The sequence below is a fragment of the Bacteroidota bacterium genome (genome assembly GCA_016715945.1).
Classification (GTDB): domain Bacteria; phylum Bacteroidota; class Bacteroidia; order Bacteroidales; family F082; genus JALNZU01.
Genome location: JADJXJ010000001.1, coordinates 533,300 through 549,724 on the forward strand (window position 1 = coordinate 533,300; position 16,425 = coordinate 549,724).

General features: G+C 50.5%; 14 protein-coding genes. 12 read left to right on the forward strand and 2 right to left on the reverse strand.

Going from position 1 to position 16,425, the window contains the following annotated elements; translation table 11 throughout:
• Positions 1-18 precede the first annotated feature (18 nt).
• Together IPM52_01920 and IPM52_01925 are read left to right on the forward strand one after the other, a co-directional pair.
• Positions 19-660, forward strand: coding sequence for a hypothetical protein (locus IPM52_01920; GenBank protein MBK9290383.1), 642 nt, complete (start codon positions 19-21; stop codon positions 658-660).
• Positions 661-672: 12 nt separating this feature from the next.
• On the forward strand, positions 673-1,116 hold the full coding sequence (locus IPM52_01925) for a hypothetical protein (GenBank protein ID MBK9290384.1): 444 nt from the start codon (positions 673-675) through the stop codon (positions 1,114-1,116).
• Here IPM52_01925 and folP read toward each other — a convergent pair.
• Positions 1,073-1,975: a dihydropteroate synthase gene (gene folP / locus IPM52_01930; GenBank protein MBK9290385.1), complete on the reverse strand. Its 903-nt coding sequence runs from the start codon at positions 1,973-1,975 to the stop codon at positions 1,073-1,075. The two genes, IPM52_01925 and folP, sit on opposite strands and share 44 nt — an antisense overlap.
• A 38-nt stretch (positions 1,976-2,013) precedes the next feature.
• Here folP and IPM52_01935 point away from each other — a divergent pair, with 38 nt between their 5' ends.
• The 10 genes from IPM52_01935 (at position 2,014) to IPM52_01980 (ending at position 16,008) form a co-directional block, all read left to right on the forward strand.
• A complete protein-coding gene (locus IPM52_01935) occupies positions 2,014-2,580 on the forward strand; it encodes a DUF1599 domain-containing protein (GenBank protein ID MBK9290386.1) in 567 nt (188 codons plus the stop codon).
• A 19-nt stretch (positions 2,581-2,599) separates the two neighbouring features.
• A complete protein-coding gene (locus tag IPM52_01940; protein ID MBK9290387.1) occupies positions 2,600-3,739 on the forward strand; it encodes a DoxX family protein in 1,140 nt (379 codons plus the stop codon).
• A gap of 6 nt (positions 3,740-3,745) precedes the next feature.
• Positions 3,746-4,819, forward strand: coding sequence for an ABC transporter permease (locus tag IPM52_01945; GenBank protein MBK9290388.1), 1,074 nt, complete (start codon positions 3,746-3,748; stop codon positions 4,817-4,819).
• A gap of 23 nt (positions 4,820-4,842) precedes the next feature.
• Positions 4,843-5,595 carry a triose-phosphate isomerase gene (locus IPM52_01950; GenBank protein ID MBK9290389.1) on the forward strand — a complete coding sequence of 251 codons (753 nt, stop codon included), beginning with the start codon at positions 4,843-4,845 and terminating at the stop codon, positions 5,593-5,595.
• A 5-nt stretch (positions 5,596-5,600) separates the two neighbouring features.
• Positions 5,601-6,431 (forward strand): 50S ribosomal protein L11 methyltransferase, encoded by an 831-nt coding sequence (prmA, locus tag IPM52_01955; protein MBK9290390.1) that lies wholly within the window; start codon positions 5,601-5,603, stop codon positions 6,429-6,431.
• Positions 6,432-6,449: 18 nt separating this feature from the next.
• Complete coding sequence (locus IPM52_01960; GenBank protein MBK9290391.1) at positions 6,450-10,910, forward strand: hypothetical protein; 4,461 nt, start codon at positions 6,450-6,452, stop codon at positions 10,908-10,910.
• A gap of 15 nt (positions 10,911-10,925) precedes the next feature.
• On the forward strand, positions 10,926-11,558 hold the full coding sequence (gene plsY / locus IPM52_01965) for a glycerol-3-phosphate 1-O-acyltransferase PlsY (GenBank protein MBK9290392.1): 633 nt from the start codon (positions 10,926-10,928) through the stop codon (positions 11,556-11,558).
• Positions 11,559-11,628: 70 nt separating this feature from the next.
• Positions 11,629-12,756 carry a DNA polymerase III subunit beta gene (gene dnaN / locus IPM52_01970; protein MBK9290393.1) on the forward strand — a complete coding sequence of 376 codons (1,128 nt, stop codon included), beginning with the start codon at positions 11,629-11,631 and terminating at the stop codon, positions 12,754-12,756.
• A gap of 101 nt (positions 12,757-12,857) precedes the next feature.
• Positions 12,858-13,613 carry a hypothetical protein gene (locus tag IPM52_01975; GenBank protein MBK9290394.1) on the forward strand — a complete coding sequence of 252 codons (756 nt, stop codon included), beginning with the start codon at positions 12,858-12,860 and terminating at the stop codon, positions 13,611-13,613.
• A 13-nt stretch (positions 13,614-13,626) separates the two neighbouring features.
• Positions 13,627-16,008: a TonB-dependent receptor gene (locus tag IPM52_01980; GenBank protein ID MBK9290395.1), complete on the forward strand. Its 2,382-nt coding sequence runs from the start codon at positions 13,627-13,629 to the stop codon at positions 16,006-16,008.
• On the opposite strand, the gene IPM52_01985 is transcribed toward IPM52_01980, so the two are convergent.
• Complete coding sequence (locus IPM52_01985; GenBank protein ID MBK9290396.1) at positions 15,943-16,212, reverse strand: hypothetical protein; 270 nt, start codon at positions 16,210-16,212, stop codon at positions 15,943-15,945. The two genes, IPM52_01980 and IPM52_01985, sit on opposite strands and share 66 nt — an antisense overlap.
• Positions 16,213-16,425 lie beyond the last annotated feature (213 nt).

A 16,425-nucleotide genomic window follows, 5' to 3' on the forward strand; every position in this document is an offset into this window, starting at 1 on the left:
AACTAATTATCAAACCAAATGAAAACATTTCCCTTCATCTTTAGTTTGATTCCTTTTATTTTGTTTTCATGCAAAAAAGATGGCATCAAAGACATCTCCGGTAACGTCACAGCCATGGGACAAGTCGGGGTCACTGTCAGCTCTTCCCAACAACCCATTCAGGGTGTTTCAAATTTTAATGCGTCAGTCGTTGCTTTGCAGGATGGTGTATCTACCTATGCAGCTTCGGCAACAGTGAGCAACAACTTGTTGCTGAACTTTTTATCGAATTATCCTGATGTTTTTACCATCAATGGCAACATTGTCACAACCAACAGCATCAGATTGAAGCAAACTTCCGAGGGCGTCAAATGCGAAACGCCTGCATTTCCGGGTGTTGTTGTGAAATACAGCTCCAAGGTTGGAGACAAATACCCTGTGGGTAACACCGGAATAAACAGGCAGGTCGTAAGCAAATCAACAGAAGATGACTATCCCTATGGCTTCATGCTCATTAAAACAATTCAGGTTGAACAACCTATTCCGGCAGCGCACAAACTTTCAGGCGTCACCAAGTTGGTGTATGTGGCTAACCACCGTTTTGGTATTGTAGCCGTGGATGTTTACTTTGACGACGGCAGCAAAGTCACTTTTCCCCTCTATTGGTCTGCCGAGAACTAACGAATCAAGCAAATGAACATCGGGCTCTTACCTTACTGGGTCAGGTTTCCTGCCATCGTTCTGTTTCTGGCAGGGATTGCACTTGCAGTTCTTTCAGGTATTTACTCGATAGACCTGACAATCAATACTTTCGCCCTCTGGTCTTCATTTCTTGAGGAAAAGTTTTTTGCACTGATAAGCAACAACTTTGCAGATGAGCTGACCTTAATCATGATTTATTCAGGTGTGCATTTGCTGATGTTTACTGCCGAACGTAACGAATCGGAAGCAATCGCCAGACTCCGATTGCATTCGTTTATCAAAGCGCTTAAAGTCAATATTTTTCTTCTCGCTTTCGGGCTGCTGTTTATTTACGGAGGTGGATTTATTTACTTCCTGGCGTTTGCTGCCATTTCAGTTCAGCTGATCTATCTCATTGTTTTTCATTGGTTACTCTATTTCCGAAAACCTCAGTAATTTTATTTGCAAGTGTCACCACTTCCCTGGCTGCCAGCACATCGTGCACCCTGAGGATATCGGCGCCCTGCATCAGACCATACAAGTGCAGGGCTGTTGTGCCATTGAGCGCTTCATCGGGTGAGGTGTTCAGTAGCTTGTAAATCATTGATTTACGCGAGATGCCCAAAAGCATCGGATAATCTTTTACGCGAAGTTTAGGCAGCTGGCTGAGCAGCACATAATTGGCATCCAATGTTTTGCCAAAACCAAAGCCGGGATCCAGGATCAGTTGTGAAGCGCCGAGTGCCTCAAAGCGGGCCACTTGCTTGTCAAGAAATTGCTTTACCACCGCGGTAATCTCTTCTGCCTGAAGAGGATGGGCCTGCATATCCGATGGCCTGCCATGAATGTGCATCAACACGTAGGGCGCATTCTTTTCACCAATCAACGCAGGCATCTTCGGGTCGAAACTTCCGCCGGAAATATCATTAATCATGAACGCACCTTCATAAAGAGCAGCCTGGGCGACCCCGGCACGCCAGGTGTCCACTGAAATGAAACAGTGCGGGTAATGCTTGATCACTGCCCGCACGGCCGGAATCAATCGCCGCATCTCCTCGTCTGCACTTAACTCAATTGCCCCCGGCCGGGTCGAAACAGCTCCAATATCCACAATATCAGCTCCTTGATCCAACATTTTGCCCACGTGCTCAATCAGGATGTGCTCGTCCGTTGCCCGCGAAGCCTCATAAAACGAGTCAGGGGTGACATTGACGATGCCCATTACCAGTGGTCTCTGCCTGTGAAGGCTGCGACCTCCATATTCAAAACGATGGATTCGGCGAAATGCAGTATCTTTAACCTCGAAATTGCGCATGACAAAGCAAACTTTTCCGGAACAAAAGTAACCAAATGATGCTCGGAGAACTGAAAGGGGTCGAAACCAACCAGGCGTTTGAACAGGTGATTGGCTGGTGCAGGAATGTTTTCGTGGCAAAAATGGGCGATTACGGGCCTTCGTGGCGTATCCTGCGTCCTGCCTCGCTCACCGACCAGATTTTTATCAAGGCCAACCGGCTGCGCAGCCTGCAAATGAAAACCACCAGCATGGTGGATGAACCTCAGGAAGATGCCTTTGTCGCAATTGCCAACTACAGCGCCATGGCCATCATTCAGCTGCGGCTCGGTCCGGCCGACGCGCCCGACCTGACTGCCACACAGGCACTGCACGCCTACGACGAGGTGATGGATGAAGCCCTCCGGCTGATGACGCGCAAAAACCACGATTACGACGAGGCCTGGCGCAGCATGCGGGTGAGCTCCATCACCGATATCATCCTTATGAAACTACACAGAATCAAACAGATAGAAGACAATCAGGGTAAAACAACGGTAAGCGAAGGCATCGGGTCGAACTATTTCGATATCATCAACTATGCTGTTTTTGCCCTGATTCATCTGGCCGGATCTCCGGCAAACTAACCTTTCAACACCATGTGTTATGAAGCTTAACTACCTGATAATGCATCTCAGCCGCCTGCTTGTCGGGGCTGTCTTTGTATTTTCCGGCTTTGTGAAAGGTGTCGATCCCATGGGCACCGCCTTCAAGCTGCAGGATTATTTTAACGCATACGGCACTACCTGGGCCAACGATCTGGCCTTACCCTTGTCCATTTTGCTGTGTACGCTGGAGTTTTTCATTGGTGCAGCATTGCTTTTCTCCGTTTACATCCGTTTCACCTCCTGGCTGTTGCTGGTTATCATGTCTTTCTTCACCTTGCTGACATTTTATGATGCCCTATACTCCCCGGTGACTGATTGCGGCTGTTTTGGCGATGCCATCAAGCTCACCAATTGGGAGACTTTTTTCAAGAACGTAGTTCTTATGGTTCCCACGCTGGTGGTTTTTGCCCGGAGGAAAAGCTTCAGGCCCATGGTTATGCCACGCGTTCAGGCTGTGCTTGCAACAATATTTGTGGCGGGCTTCGTTTGGTTCTCGCTCTATCAGCACCTCAACGAACCTTTTCTCGACTTTCGGCCGTGGAAGGTAGGTAACCGCATGTTGCCTGATCCTGAGGCAGAAATGAGGGTTTATGTGAAGTATCAGAACAAGGAAACGGGGGAGGTGCGCGAATACCTTTCGCCCAACTTTCCCTGGAATGATCCGGAGTGGCTGGCAGCATGGGAGTTCCTGGATCAACGCACAGAATACGACAGCGATCATGTGGTGCATGGCCTTATGGCCGAAGATGAATCGGGCAACGACTTCACTCAGTATCTGCTCGGCAGCGATGCCATGTTTGTCGTCGTATCCTGGGATGCCTCCAAAGCTTCAAAGCAGGGGTGGAGCCAGGCCTCAGCCCTGATCGAAATGCTCACCGAAGCCAATATGCACGTGGCATTGCTCACCGCTTCACTTCCGGAGGAAATGGAACAGATCCGCAAGGAGTTTTCGCTTGATGCCGACATCTTTTATGCCGATGGCACCACTCTAAAAACAATGATCCGCTCCAATCCGGGCTTGGTGCTCTTTCACAAAGGCTTCGTGGCCGGCAAATGGCACTTTCGCAATTTCCCCGGACCTGATGAACTACCTTCCATCTTAGACCAACTTGACAAATTCAGGTCTTCACAACACTGAAACAGCATGTGGCGATTTCTCCTCCGGCGACTTACATATGGTGCTCTTGTCTTGTGGGGTGTAGCCACTTTGATATTTCTGTTGTTTAATATACTTCCCGGCGATCCTGCCGCCATGATGGTGGGCCAGCGCACCGATCAGGCTACCGTGGAAGCTGTGCGCCGCGATCTCGGACTGCATCTGCCAAAATCGCAGCAATACCTTCTCTTTCTCAACGATCTGTCACCAGTTTCGGTTCATGTGTCTGGTAGCCAATCTTTTGCGTATGATGACCAGCGTTATGGCAAGCCTTTTCTTCAGTTTCAAACCGGAAAGCTGTCCGTTGTGCTAAAAACGCCTTACCTCCGCCAGAGCTATCAGAGCCGCAGACCGGTGGCGGAAGTGATTGCCACAGCATTTCCAAATACTTTGCTACTTGCGGTGGCTTCCATCGTTTTAGCCTCCGTTCTGGGTATTATGCTGGGGGCATGGACCGCGTTGGTCAATAAAAACTGGCTGAATCAGACCGTACTTGTGATCAACACCCTGGGGATGTCGCTGCCCTCGTTTTTTGCTGCCATGCTCATGGCATGGGTGTTTGCGTGGTTGCTTGGCGACTTTACCGGGCTCAATCTGGTCGGAAGTTTGTATGAGCCGGCCGACGATGGAAGCGGCGAGCGATTGGTTCTGAAGAACCTGATTCTGCCCGCAGTAACCCTCGGAATCCGGCCGCTCGCAATCGTTACCGAACTTATGCGCACTTCGCTCACCGAGGTGCTGCAATCCGATTACATTCGCACAGCGAGAGCCAAAGGCCTAAGCGAGTTCCGGATTATTGCCGGGCACGCCATGAAAAACGCGCTCAACCCTGTAATTACGGCCATATCGGGATGGTTTGCCTCTCTGCTGGCCGGAGCAGTTTTCGTAGAATATATCTTCGACTGGAAAGGCCTCGGACTGGTGGTTGTGGATGCACTCGAAAAATACGACCTGCCTGTGCTCATGGGTTCAGTGTTGTTTATTGCCTTGCTTCTCATTATTATTAATATTTTTGTCGATATGCTTTATGCGGTGCTCGATCCCCGTGTCAGGCTGAATTGAACTTAACTTTAACACATAGCATTATGAGCAACAAAATTGTCGCCGGCAACTGGAAGATGAACAAAGGCTTTGAGGAAGCCGAGGAGCTCATCGAAGAGTTGATCAGCCTCTTCGAAAAAGAAGAGGTTGATAATCAAGTAATTATTTGTCCTCCTTTTCCTTACCTCGAAATCGCAACCGATTACGCTCAGGAGGGTTATTTCAAGGTTGGAGCACAAAACATCAGCCCTTTCCCGTGTGGGGCCTACACCGGCGAAGTTTCGGCCGGCATGCTTCGCAGCATGGAAGTGGACTACTGCATCATCGGCCACAGCGAACGCCGCAAATATTTCAACGAGGACGACAAAATGCTTACGGCAAAGGTGAATCAGGCACTCGAAAACAATCTGACTCCGATCTTCTGTGTGGGTGAAGCCTTGCCCGAGCGCGAAGCCGGAAAGCATTTCGAAGTGGTTCGCCGCATGGTACGCCATGGCCTCTTTCACCTCGATACCAGCGAGTTTGCTAAAGTCATCATTGCCTACGAACCAGTCTGGGCCATTGGTACAGGCGTAAATGCCACGCCCGAACAAGCGGCCGAGATGCATGCTTACATCCGTACGCTCATTGCTGAGCGCTATGGCGACGAAATGGCTAAAGAAACAAAAATTCTTTACGGTGGCAGCCTCAACGCCCGCAATGCCGCACAGATCTTCGCACAGCCCGGTGTGGACGGTGGCCTCGTGGGTGGCGCTTCGCTGGTGGCAACCGAGTTTTTCGAAATCTGTAAATCCTAATAACGATGGCCTGGCTCGAGCTGAGCTTTGCCAATACCAACGAAGTTGTGGCCGACCTGCTTGCCGATGCCCTCGGACAGGTCGGCTTCAATAGCTTCAGCCAGAATGAAGATACGCTCCTGGCTTATATCGAAGAAGCATCGTTTTCTAAAGAAGCTTTAGATGAAGTTCTAAAAAGGCCTGTATTCCATGAAGTTGAATGGGTTTCGACTGAAGTCGTGCCCGAAAAAAACTGGAATGAGGTCTGGGAGTCGAACTACGATCCGGTAATTATCAACAGCAGATGCCGGGTGAGGGCACCTTTCCATCAGCCTGATCCCAACTATGAATTCGATCTGCTCATCGAACCCCGTATGTCGTTTGGCACTGCCCACCACGAAACCACGGCCCTGGTGATGCAACTGATGTTTCAATACCCTCCAGCCGGAAAACATCTGCTCGACATGGGCTGTGGCACTGCAATTCTTGCCATCCTGGGCATGAAAATGCATGCCCTGTCTGCCGTGGCAATCGACATTGATGAGTGGGCTTATGCCAATGCACTCGATAATGTAGAGCTCAACCAGGTGAGCTCCGTAAGTGTGGAAATGGGAGATGCCCAAACGATCGGCCACCGCACTTTCGACTATATCCTCGCCAACATCAACCGGAACATATTGTTGGCCGACATCAGGCATTATACCCAGGCATTGCTCTCCGGCGGGTATCTGATTCTCAGTGGGTTTTATACCGAAGACCTCGAAGCCATCAGGCAGGAGGCTGCATCGAGTTGCCTCACCTATGTAGAACACCTCAGCCTCAACAACTGGGTTGCAGCTGTTTTCTACAGGCGTTGATTTGCTATATCAAAGGCCATGAACCGAATCTGCCGGAGTTTGGTGTTGATTATCACGTACTTTGGTGTACTGCCCGTAGCTTTCGCACAGCAGAACCAAAGCCCCGAAGCATTTTTCTCCGGTTTGCAGCAAAGGCTTGCCGAACGACAGTCCCAACCACAGGTGGAAATGATTTCCAGGCAGGTAGCAGCCATTCTTGCCGGAATTGCCGATGGCAAACTCTCCCCGCAGCAGGCCGAACGCCTGCAAAAAGCATCTGCCCGCATGGACGCATTACGGATGCGGCCTTGGCCAAACCAGTCCACCTTGCTGGCAATGGCCTGGTCACACCTTTCGGAAACAAGCCCCATCAAAGGATTGGATGCATGGCTTTATCAGCTTGAGTTGCTTTTGGCTGACCGCGATACCCGTCCGGCCGAACGACTGCTCGATCAGACTGCACAACTTCTCGACCGGCAGCGCCTGGCCGGACGCGGAACCACAAATTGGTATCTGCGTGCCGGACAGGCTTCGTTCGTTTATGATACTACGCTGATTCTGAGGCTTGCCGATGCAACCCTGGCCTGTGCCACCCTGCGCGACAGTCTGAGGATATATCAAACCTCGGGCGAACTGGCTTTTATCCCGCAACAATTTTCAGGAAGGGGAGGTAAGGCCGGATGGGAACGTTTTGGGCTTGCACCCGACGAAGCCTGGGTCGAATTTGAACAATACCGTATCGACATGAACCGCCCACAGGTATCCGCATCGCCTGTGGTCGCATATTTTCCGGGAAGGCTCAACCAGGCCGTACAGGGCAGCTTCGAAGATCAGGTGTACAATGCGCCGGCCAACGAACGCACTCCACACCCGCGGTTCAGGTCGCTGCTCGATGTGCTGGAATTGCCCAACATTTACCCCGGAGTCGATTTTGCCGGAGGCATACTCATGCAGGGTCGTTCGTTGATAGGTATTGGCGGTACTGAGATTCCTGCTAGTCTGATTTTCAGGCAAGGATCCAGAACCATTGCCATTGCGAGGTCGCAGCAATTCGACCTGAGCAGACAGCAAACCAGGTCGCAGCGAACAGCCATAAGCTTTGTTTTCGAAAACGACAGCCTTTTTCACCCCGGGCTTGATTTCAGCTACGACAACAACCGTCGCCGGCTAACTGCACTGCGTACCAACGAAGGACGGGGCAGGGCGCCTTTCACAAGCACTTACCACAAACTCCTCTTATACCCGGAAGCAGCTTATTGGATAATAGATGAAAATCAGGTGCATTTTCGCAGCTTCGACGGTCTCAATACCACAAGCCGGGCCAGCCTGGTGTCGCAATCTTATTTTGCCGAGCCGGAGTTCCGCAGGCTCCAGATGATCGACGAAATTCATCCGATGTATCAGATAAACAGATACATCAGCGAAACCAATGCCGGCAATACCATCCCATTGAATTTCCTGGCCACCTACCTTCGCAAACCACCCGAACAGGTGGTGGCACTTGTGCTGAACCTGGTGGAAAGAGGATACCTGCTGTATGATGGCGAAACCAATGTCATCACTGTCTTGCCGGCTTTCTTTCAGACGATTGAGGCATCAACCGGCAGGGAGGATTATGATGTGATCAGGCTGGATTCGGAAACCCCGGCGCGTGTGTCGAACTTCATTCTCAATATCAGCGATTTTAGCCTGACGGTGGACGGTGTGGACGAAGTGGTACTGAGCGAAAAGCAGGGGGTTCAGCTGGTGCCCGAGGGCAAGCAGGTGGTATTTGGAAAAAACCGCGACTTCCGCTTCAAAGGACATGTGCGTGCAGGTTTGTTCGATTTTTATGCCCGGGAAGCCGTTTTTGAATACGAACCATTCAACCTGCAGTTTTCGCTTGTGGACTCTCTGGCATTTTCGGTGCTCCGCAACGACCTGCCCTCCGGAGCTAAACCTGAGTATGTCAAAGTACGCAACGTCATTGCCAACCTTACCGGAACCCTCAGAATAGACGAACCACGAAACAAATCAGGACGGAACGACATGGCTGAATTTCCGTCTTTTACCAGCACAGGCGAGTCGTATGTATATTTCGATCAGCCTTACATTCAGCAAGGTACGCTTCGCAGGGAGTCGTTTTTTTATGTGGTCGATCCTTTCCGTATCGACAGCCTCAGCAATTTTTCGACCGAAAATTTCCGAATCACAGGCTACCTCAACTCTGGCACGATGTTTCCCGTGATCCGGGAACAGCTCAACGTCATGCCCGATTACGCCCTGGGTTTCACACACAAGCTGCCGCCCGAAGGCTATCCCATGTTTGGCGGACTGGCTCAGTATTATACCGAATTGTCCCTGTCAGGCGACGGCTTTAAAGGCACCGGACAGCTTGATTATCAGACTTCAAAATTCTTTTCCCGCCAGTTCAGGTTCTACCCCGATTCTGTGTCGGCCATAACCGACAGTTGGCAGATGGCGCAGCAGCTGGGAGAGGTGCAATTTCCTGATGGAAAGGGAGAATTGCTAAAGCTTCTGTGGAATGTGCCCAAAAACACGGCAAGTGTGAAAACCCTGAAGGACGCCGCAAACCTGTATGACTTGGCCAATTTTCTTGGTGTTGTTGAGCTTTCACCCGAAGGTGCCAGGGCCAGTGGCAAGCTGAGTTTTGAGCAGGCGACGGTGTCATCGCGCTGGTTCGAGCTTTTGGCCAGCAGCTTTGTGGCCGATACGGCCGATTTCTCCCTGATGCCTTCCGAAGGCATCAAACCCGCATTCCTGGCAACCGATTACAGGGTAAATATCGATTTTGAGCAGCGCCTGGGTGATTTTATTAACCTGGGTTCAATGAGCAGGTTGGTTTTCCCGTTTAATCAGTATTCCTGCACACTCGACGAAGCCCAGTGGCTGATGGACCAAAACCTTATCCTGCTCAACAACAGGAAGATGGCCAGCCGCATCAGGCTTTCAGAACTCAGCGAATACGATCTGATCAGCCTCAATCTCAGTGGTTCCGAATTCGTGTCGGATCACCCGGCACAGGATAAGCTGTCATTTTTCACCCTCGAAGCCTCCTACGATCTGAACAAATACGCCATAGAAGCCAGGGAGGTAAAAATTCTGCGTGTGGCCGATGCCGCAGTTTTCCCGGGCGATGGCAGGATCACCATCCTGCGTGACGCACGCATGATGCCCCTCGAGGAGGCGGTCATCATAGCCGACACTTCCAACAGAATGCACCGTATCGAGAATGCCAGGGTGGAAGTCCTCAGTCGTTTAAAATACAATGCATCAGGAAATTACGCTTATAAAGATGTCAATGGAACGGTAACCATCGTACACCTTAATAACATATCCCCCGATAATGAGGGAATCACAGTAGCCCGCGGTAAAGTTGAACAATCGGATCCGCTGATGCTTAACCCCTGGTTTGCATTTGCAGGCGAGGTTATCTTGTCGGCAAAACTGAAAACCCTCCGCTTTTCGGGAGGTTACCGTCCGATACACAACTGCTTCGAGAGCGCAAACACCTGGGCGCGTTTCGATACCCTTGTCGATCCGACCAATGTGCGCCTGCCCGTCCGACCGGTCATGACCGACCTCGCCGGCAACCGCATCAACTCCGGCTTGTTCTACTCCGCAGCCCAGGACCGCTACCGGGCATATCTGCTTCAGAATCCGGGGGGCGCCGAATCTGTTGTGGCCGCTGTATCCGGACTGATATACTTTGACAGGCCTACCCTCTCGTTTAAGGTTGAGCCCACTGAAGGCGACACCCGCGATTACCTCTGGCTCAATACCAACCGCTGCATCATCAGCGGTCAGGGGCAGCTCGACCTCGGCCTCATGATGCCAGGTGTAAATCTCAGTACATTCGGCAATTACAACTACCTAACAATTCCAGACAGCCTTTATTTAGACCTGAGCCTTGCCTTAAGTTTCCCGGTCGACGATAAACTAATCGGGCTGATGGCCGACAGCCTTGCGGCAGCCAATTTGCCCGGCGCTGCCCTCAATCAGGGCAACTATCTGTTTGCCGCATCAAAGCTGATCAGCGCTGCCGAAACCGAACGACTTGGCAACGAAATAGCCCTTTATGGCAGCCCGCGACGGTTGCCCGACAAATTGGTCAATACATTGTTCTTTAGCGCCATACGATTGAAGTGGAACCCCGAAACCCGTTCATTCATCTCAATGGGTTCACTCTCCCTGGCAAGCATAAACCGTACGATGGTCAGCAAAACTGTTGATGGCTTCATCGAGCTCGAGCAATCCCGTGTGTCCGACGGTTTCAGTTTTTACCTCATGCCAACAGCTAAGCAATGGTACTTTTTCAACTACCGTTCCGGCCTCATGCAAATGTTGTCCTCCTCCGATGCATTCAACACCGCGCTGGCTTCCATCAAGGACGACAAACGCACCATCACCGACAGCCAGGGCGATAAATATGAATACACCCTTGCCAATCGCAGACGCATGGTTGATTTCTTGAGAAAGATGCAAAATGTTCAATTTTAAATAATTACATGAGTTATGGGTTATTTGATTCCGGTTCTTGTGGGCTACTTGTTGGGTTCGATACCCACAGCCGTATGGGTGGGCAAATGGTTCTACGGGGTGGATGTGCGCACCAAAGGCTCCGGCAACGCCGGTGCAACAAACACCATCCGCGTGCTTGGTGTGAAAGCCGGTATTCCGGTAATCATCGTTGATATCCTGAAAGGCTATGTGGCTGTGGCTTTGAGCCCGGTGCTTGCAAAAATGACCGGACTGACCGAAGTACCTGCGGTGCTCGACATCCTCGTTGCCGCAGCAGCTGTGATAGGCCACACTTTACCGGTATTTGCCCATTTCAGAGGAGGCAAAGGGGTGGCTACCTTGCTCGGTTCGGGCATAGCGCTGTTTCCGGTGGCAAGCTGGCTGGCCGTCCTGGTGTTTGTTGCTGTGCTGCTCGCATCGCGCTACGTGAGTGTGTCGAGCATGCTGGCCGGCTTTTCCTTCACACTCATGGTGATCCTCTTTTTTCCGCCTCCCCACTGGACGTATTATGCGCTTGCCATTGGTGTCAGCCTGTTCCTCCCGATCACTCACCGGAAAAACATTCAGCGTCTGATCAATGGCACGGAGTCGAAAGTCAATTTCCGTAAAAAGCAGTCTACAACATAAAAGCTTGTTCCTTTCACTTGGTGATGTGCTACAGGATTTAGTAACTTAGCGCCTTAAATTTAACGAAGCTATGAAGTTTATCATCTCCAGCCAACGGCTGCTGCGCAGCTTGCAGTCGCTCAGCGGTGTTTTGAGCGCCAGCAATACGATTCCCATTCTCTATGATTTTTTGTTTAACCTGGATGGGCAGATACTCACCGTAACTGCATCGGACCTCGAGACAACAATGATTGTGAAGCTCGAAGCCGACATGGCAGAGGGCAATGGCGAAGTGGCTATACCCGCCAAGATGCTTCTCGAGATTCTTAAAACTTTCCCCGACATCCCGATCACCTTCCAGATTAACCTGCAAACCTATGCCATCGAGCTGCTTGCAGGCGAGGGTAAGTATAAGCTGGCCGGCCATCCAGGTGACGAATTTCCTCAGCCCCCCACACTCGAAGACGCTGCGGGTATGACTTTCCCTGCCGAACTGCTGGTCAACGCTTTCGAAAAAACCATTTTTGCTGTGGGCAACGATGAGCTCAGGCCCACCATGTCGGGAGTTTTATGCGAGATGCTGCCCGATTACATCACTTTTGTGGCCACCGATGCTCATAAGCTCGTCCGCTACCGTCGCCGCGATATCTCAGCCCAGCAAACTGCTTCCATCATTCTGCCCAAAAAACCTATCAACCAGCTCAAAAGCCTGTTGGCTTCCAACCCCGATGCCAATGTTTATTTTGAGTTTACCAACAAGAATGCTTCGTTCGTATTTGAGAACTTTCGCCTGGTGTGCCGCTTGATTGAGGGTAAGTATCCTAATTATGAGGCAGTTATACCGGCACAAAACCCAAATAAACTCACCGTTGACAGGCTTGCCCTGCTCAACTCCCTCCGCCGTGTGGCTATCTTTGCCAACAAATCAACCATGCAGGTGAGGTTCAGGATTACCGGTCAGGAACTGCTGCTTTCGTCCGAAGATCCGGATTTTGCCAACGAAGCAAAAGAACGGCTGAGCTGCAGCTACGACGGCGAAGACATGGAAATCGGCTTCAACTCGCGTTTCTTCCAGGAAATGCTGGCCAACCTCGAGCAGGATGCAATCAGGTTGGAAATGTCGGCACCAAACCGGCCAGGTATCCTCATGCCTGCCGAAAACGACAATCCCGACGAAGACATCCTCATGCTCGTCATGCCGGTGATGATCAATTACTAGCAGCTCCAAAATTTTTTTCTTCAAGACAAAGCCCGCATTATTGCGGGTTTTTTTTTGAACTTTTTTACATCCAGGTGTGTTTAATTGCAAACAATAACAAAATGAGAGGGAAGTTAATTGCATTAACCTGGCTTTTGGCCATGATCATGCTACATGCCTGTTCGGGTACCGGAAGGCAGCTCGGTGGAACACCAATCACCGAAACCATAACAAAAACTTATGCCGACGGCAATCTGCAACTTGAACTAAGTTTCCTGGCCGGACGCGCGCACAATCATCCCACCTTTGCAATCTGGCTCGAAGATACCGAAGGCCGGCTCATTCAGACGATTTTCGTAACACGCTCCATTGCAACTGGTTACTTTAGTTATGCCGATGCCGGTGATGGAAAATGGAAACGAGAGCCTGGTAGGAGCATTCGTCCGGCAGCCCTGCCGGTGTGGTTGCACAAACGCGAAGGAGCCACAGATGGTTTTGCCATGCCTACTCCTGAGAACCCGGTTGCCGATGCTTTTACCGGTCCTACGCCTAAATCGTCCTTTAACCTCAACGCCAGCCCGGTCGATACAATTCCGTCGCGATTCAGAGTGCTGGTCGAGGTCAATCAACCCTGGGACTGGAACAAAACCTGGCACAACGACCGCTTTCCCGGAAATCTCGACTATCGCTCTTCGGCCCAGCCAAGCCTGATTTATGCGGTTGATATGAATCTGAATGATCTGATGGCATCTTATGTCCTCAACCCAATAGGCCACGGCCACCCCTACGGCGAAGACGGACGCATCTATACCGATCTCACCGGACACACTACCGCGCTCGATATATTCAGGCAGATTAAACTTAATGTCAGGAGATAAACTACCATCGGTTATGAAAAACTTTTTTGCCACCATATTTGTTTGGATTGCAGCAACCTTTTCCCTTTTGGCACAAAATGCGCAGGTACAAGGCAGGGTTGTGGATGCCACAAGCAACGAACCGCTTCCTTTCGCCAACGTCATTATCGTGGGTACCAATACCGGCGCCACCACCGACTTCGACGGAAGATTTACGATAACAGGCCTCAGACCAGGATTCATCACCCTCGAAGCTACCTATGTGGGCTATGTCAACACCCGCTCTGCCGAGATTCAGGTGACCAATGCCAGGACCGAATTTGTCGAGATCCGTATGAAAAATGCCGGCATCGCGCTGCAGGAGGTCGAGGTAGTGGCCAACCCGTTTCTCCGCACCGAGGAAAGCCCACTCTCGCTCCAGCGGCTCACTGTATCCGAAATTGAAACCAGTCCAGACAGCAACCGCGACATCTCCCGCGTTATCCAATCACTTCCGGGTGTAGGTTCAGGCCTGTCGTTCCGCAACGACATCATCATTCGTGGCGGCGGCCCCTCCGAAGCCCGATTCTTTCTCGATGGCATCGAAATCCCGACCATCAACCACTTTGCTACCCAGGGCTCAAGCGGTGGGGCAGTGGGGATTCTGAATGCCGACTTCATTTCGGGTGTCGATTTCTACAGCGGCGCTTTTCCGGCCAACCGTGGCAACGCCCTGAGTGGCATATTCGAATTTACCCAGAAAGAAGGCAACAAGGAAAAACCCAAATTCCGCTTCAGTGTTGGGGCCTCCGAACTTAGCCTCACTGCCGACGGTCCTGCTGGCGACAAATCGAGCTACATCATTTCGGCACGTCGTTCCTACCTCCAGTTTTTGTTCGACGTGATTGGTCTGCCATTTTTGCCAACTTTCAACGACTACCAGTTGAAATGGAAAACACGCTTTGATAAGAAAAACGAACTCACCATCGTGAGCATTGGATCGCTCGACCAATTCAGGTTGAACACCGGCATTGCAAATCCCACCGAAGAACAGGAATACATTCTTACCTATCTTCCTGTAAATGAACAATGGAGCTATGCCATCGGCGGGGTGTACCGCCACTTCAAGGAACGTAGCTTCCAAACCCTGGTGCTCAGCCGGAATATGCTCAACAACACTACCTACAAATACCCTGAAAACAACGAATCGCGCCCGCGAATCCTTGACTATGCCAGTCAGGAGATTGAAAATAAACTGCGCTTTGAGAACAATATCCGGTATGGCGATTACAAATTTGTTTACATGCTGGGCGCTGAATATGCCAAATACAGCAACAATACCCGGCAACTCATCTTTCTGGGCAACGAAGCCATCAACCTGAATTACAATACTTTTCTAACCCTCGGTAAGTTTGCGGCTTCGGCACAGCTCAGCAAAAACTTTGTCAACGACAGGCTGACCCTCTCAGGCGGCATCCGCACCGATTTCAATACCTACAGCAGCAGGATGTCCAATCCGCTGCGCCAGCTTTCGCCACGCATTTCTGCCAATTATGTGCTCACCGATAAATGGGCAGTTACGGCCAATGCAGGTCGTTACTACCAACTTCCATCCTACACCACACTCGGATTTAAGGATAACAGCGGGAACCTGGTAAATAAAGATAATGACCTGGATTATATAGCTGTAAATCAATTAATTGGTGGAGTTCAATATATCCCGCGCAACGATTTGTTTTTCTCGTTCGAGACCTTCTACAAGGGCTATAGCCAGTATCCATTCTCGCTGCGCGATTCCATCAGCCTGGCCAACAAAGGTGCCAACTACGGGGTGCTCGGCGACGAACCTGTTACATCAACAAGCAACGGAAGGGCCTACGGTTTCGAACTTGTCAACAGAACAAAGCTCCGCAACAGTTTCAACATGATCCTCTCATATACCTTTGTGCGGAGCGAATTTGAAGACCGCACCGGAAAATTTGTGCCTTCAAGCTGGGATTTCCGTCACATTGGTGTGCTTACCGTAACGCGCAACCTGCCCAAAAACTGGATCGTGGGAGCCAAATGGCGTTTCGATGGCGGTCTGCCTTATACCCCGTTCGACCTCGACAAATCATCAATTATTGAAGCATGGGATGCACAGGGGCAGCCCTATCTCGACTTCCGCAGGTTAAACCAGCTTCGTCTCGATCCTTATAACCAGTTGGATATCAGGGTGGACAAAAAATACTTCTTCGACAGGTGGAGTCTGATGCTGTATCTGGACGTGCAGAATCTGTACAACTATCAGGCAAAAGGCCCTGATAATTATGTGCGCGAACGCAATCCTGATGGAAGTTTCAAACTTTCCGACGACGGCACGCGATACGTATTACGTCCCATCCCCAACACCACCGGAACTATATTGCCTACCATTGGTATTATGGTCGAGTTCTGACAAATGCGCATCCTTCATCTTGACGATGTTCACTGCCACGCGTCCCGGATAGAGCTCAACAATGGTGTAGCTTACCCTGTCGTGCAAGCTAATCTCCTCAAGCAGCGATTGCATGTCGAAACGGATATACATCCCACTCTCGCCATCACGCACAAAACCATATCCTTTCGACGGAGTAAACTCCGTTACCACACCAGTAGCCATTTTCCGAAAACGTTTGAAATTTTTGCAAGTTTAGGATTCCCGGCTTAATAAGATTTTACCTCTCTATTAACCTATGGTAAATAGTCAGCTTTCTGTCAAAAAAATGTGCTTTTCCGGATAATTGCAATCAGAGATACTGGCTTGAATTAATTATCAGGTATATTTGCATTCCGGTAACACACATCAACGCATGTTTCACCGGAAAGAAAATAC